This window comes from Devosia sp. (assembly GCF_040509215.1).
Taxonomy (GTDB): Bacteria; Pseudomonadota; Alphaproteobacteria; order Rhizobiales; family Devosiaceae; genus Devosia.
In genome coordinates this window covers 1-2,546 of record NZ_JBEVLL010000267.1, presented here as the reverse complement: position 1 = coordinate 2,546, position 2,546 = coordinate 1, and the positions used below count along the sequence as shown (strand labels likewise).

General features: G+C 61.3%; 4 protein-coding genes. 3 read left to right on the top strand and 1 reads right to left on the bottom strand.

Going from position 1 to position 2,546, the window contains the following annotated elements:
• The 3 genes from ABW043_RS15040 to ABW043_RS15030 form a co-directional block, all read left to right on the top strand.
• Positions 1-371 (top strand): helix-turn-helix domain-containing protein (locus ABW043_RS15040; RefSeq protein WP_353922014.1); only part of this gene is annotated, 371 nt, incomplete at its 5' end.
• On the top strand, positions 364-861 hold the full coding sequence (locus ABW043_RS15035; RefSeq protein ID WP_353922013.1) for a DUF6456 domain-containing protein: 498 nt from the start codon (positions 364-366) through the stop codon (positions 859-861). The genes ABW043_RS15040 and ABW043_RS15035, both read left to right, overlap by 8 nt.
• Before the next feature lie 74 nt (positions 862-935).
• Complete coding sequence (locus ABW043_RS15030) at positions 936-1,970, top strand: acyltransferase family protein (protein WP_353922012.1); 1,035 nt, start codon at positions 936-938, stop codon at positions 1,968-1,970.
• Here ABW043_RS15030 and ABW043_RS15025 read toward each other — a convergent pair.
• A complete protein-coding gene (locus tag ABW043_RS15025; protein WP_353922011.1) occupies positions 1,967-2,395 on the bottom strand; it encodes a SufE family protein in 429 nt (142 codons plus the stop codon). The genes ABW043_RS15030 and ABW043_RS15025 overlap by 4 nt on opposite strands.
• Between the last annotated feature and the right edge of the window lie 151 nt (positions 2,396-2,546).

Sequence of the window (2,546 nt, the reverse complement as noted above, 5' to 3'; positions counted from 1 at the left end):
GGAGGATGACCGTGCGAATCGAAACTCATCATGGCAACGCGCCGCGCGAGCGCCTGCCCGCGGTCCACGAGGATGACGGCCTTGCCCAAGTTCTCGCGTTGATCTCCCGGGAACGAAAAATCCCTATCCGATTGTTGGTGCACGTTTCTCGATGCCAGGCTGATACGGCGCTGGCCCGACAACTGGCCATGTATCTCGCCCATGTCTGCAAGGGCATCAGTCTGACCGCAATCGGCGCCGCCTTTGGACGGGATAGGACAACAGTCTCTTACGCCTGTGGCCTGATTGAAGATTTGCGCGACGATGCGCAGTTTGACGCCGAGCTCGACCGGCTCGAAGCGCTGCTTGTGGGAGGAGGGGATCATGACTGAAGGATTGCCTGAGGCAGTCGGCCGATTGGCGGCGTCGCGACGGGATTCCGCGCCTTTTCTGCGGCCCCATCATATCGAGGCAGCGCGACAACTGGCGCATACATTCGAGCGGGCACGGCTGCGCCAGCGCGTGACCATGTCCTACGATCCGACGCGGACCGGAGGGAGAGGTGGGGGTAGCCCAGTTCAGGGCGAGCTTTCCGCCAGTGCGGCCGATGCGCGAAAGCAATTGGCGGATATAGCGGCCATGATGCCAGCCGATTGCTGGGCGGTGCTGTTCGACGTTTGCGGGCTCGATCGGGGCTTGCAGGATGTCGAAACAGAGCGCGATTGGCCGCGGCGCGGCGGCAAGCTGGTGCTGCGCATCGCCCTGTCTCATCTCGCCGCCCACTATGGGCTCGATGCGGAAGCGCGGGGGCGTGAGGCCCAAAGGCAGCGGCATTGGTTGCCCGAGCGGGTGCAAATGTTTCCAGCAGCAGAAGCTTCTTAACGATGTAAGCGTCTGTAATGTTCTGACAGGCGGTGCGCGTGATAAGGGAAGCGTGCCGCAATCGGTACCGTGAAATGCCCGGAAAGATCGTCTCCGTCCAATATCTGCGCGCCATTGCTGCCTTATTGGTGCTGGCGTCGCACGCTTTGCTCTACCCACTCGTGGGAGAGAACATCGCCTATGGACGGCTCGGCTGGCTCGGCGTCATCCTGTTTTTCGTGATTTCCGGCTTCATCATGGTCAGCGTGACCGATGCCGGTCGCTTCGACGGGCGCCAGTTCATGCGACGGCGCATCCTGCGCGTTGTGCCGCTCTATTGGGCTTTTACCCTTGTGGCCGCAGCGTTGGCGCTGCTTGCGCCGCAATTGTTCAAGACCACGAGTTTTGACGGCAACCAGTTGGCGCTCTCGCTGGCCTTTATCCCGTTTTACAATGGCGCGAGCCACGGGCTGCATCCGCTCTATAAGCTCGGCTGGACGCTCAACTACGAGATGTTCTTCTATGCCTGCTTTGCCCTGCTCGCCATGTTCACGGCGCGGAGCAGGGTGGTGGGGCTGACCTTGGCCTATGCTGTTCTCGCTGTCGTCGGCTTTTTGCTCGCTCCGCAGTCAGCCATCCCGCAATTTTATACAAGCTTCCTGCCGCTGGCCTTTGTCGTTGGCTGCTGGATCGGTCTTGGGCAGATGGAAGGCTGGATCACGAGGCTCCCGAGGTCGGTGGTCATTGTCCTGGCCGTGATCGGCCTCGCCGGCCTTGTGGAAGGCTTTGTGTGGAATCACGGCTTCGTCGAGGATGTCACGGCCTTCGCGGGTTTCCTTGGCTTTTCAGGCGCCGCCGTGGTGTTGGCCCTGCGCAGCGAAGGACGCCTGCCGCATTTCGCTTTTCTCGAACGGATGGGCAATGCGTCCTATTCGATCTACTTGGTGCACATCTTCGCCGTAGCCTTGATGGCCGGCGTCGGCCTCAAGCTGATCGGGCCCAACCTGCCCGGCATCGTGCCGGTCGTGACCGTTCTGGCGATCGCGACTGGCATCTGGATGGGGCTTTTGCTCTACCGGTTCGTCGAGCAGCCGCTTTTGCGAAAACTGCAGCGCAACAAAGCTGATTAGTGAACCTTCGCCCGCGCTTCGCTGCGGATGCGGTTGACCATGGCGACGAGGCCATTTGAGCGCTGAGCCGTCAGGTGCTCGCGCAGGCCCATCTCGTCAAAGAGCGCAACGGCATCGGTTTCGGCGATTTCGCGGGCCGGGCGATCCGAATAGAGCGCCAGAAGGATGGCAACGAGCCCCTGCACAATCATGGCGTCGCTTTCGCCCTTGATGTGAAGCGAGACAGCGCCGTCCGTTTCCACCGGTTCGGAGACGAGCCAGACCTGCGAGATGCAGCCATTCACCTTATTGGCGTCGACGCGTTCCTCTGCCTCGAGCCGGGGCAGGGCCTGGCCGAGTTCGATGAGATAGCGATACCGGTCTTCCCAATCATCGAGGAAGGAAAGATTGTCGGCAATGTCCTGGAAGGGCTGGGGCTGGGTCATGCCCTCTATCTAGGTAAAGAAAGAAAAAGCCGCAAGCACGGGGCAAGGTGCTTGCGGCAGGAGCCAGTGGACGCTGGAGCTGCGTCGCTTGGGCAAGAGACGCGTGCCACTGGATATATCAATCGGACGCCGGGGCAGGCGCCCGTCAGCC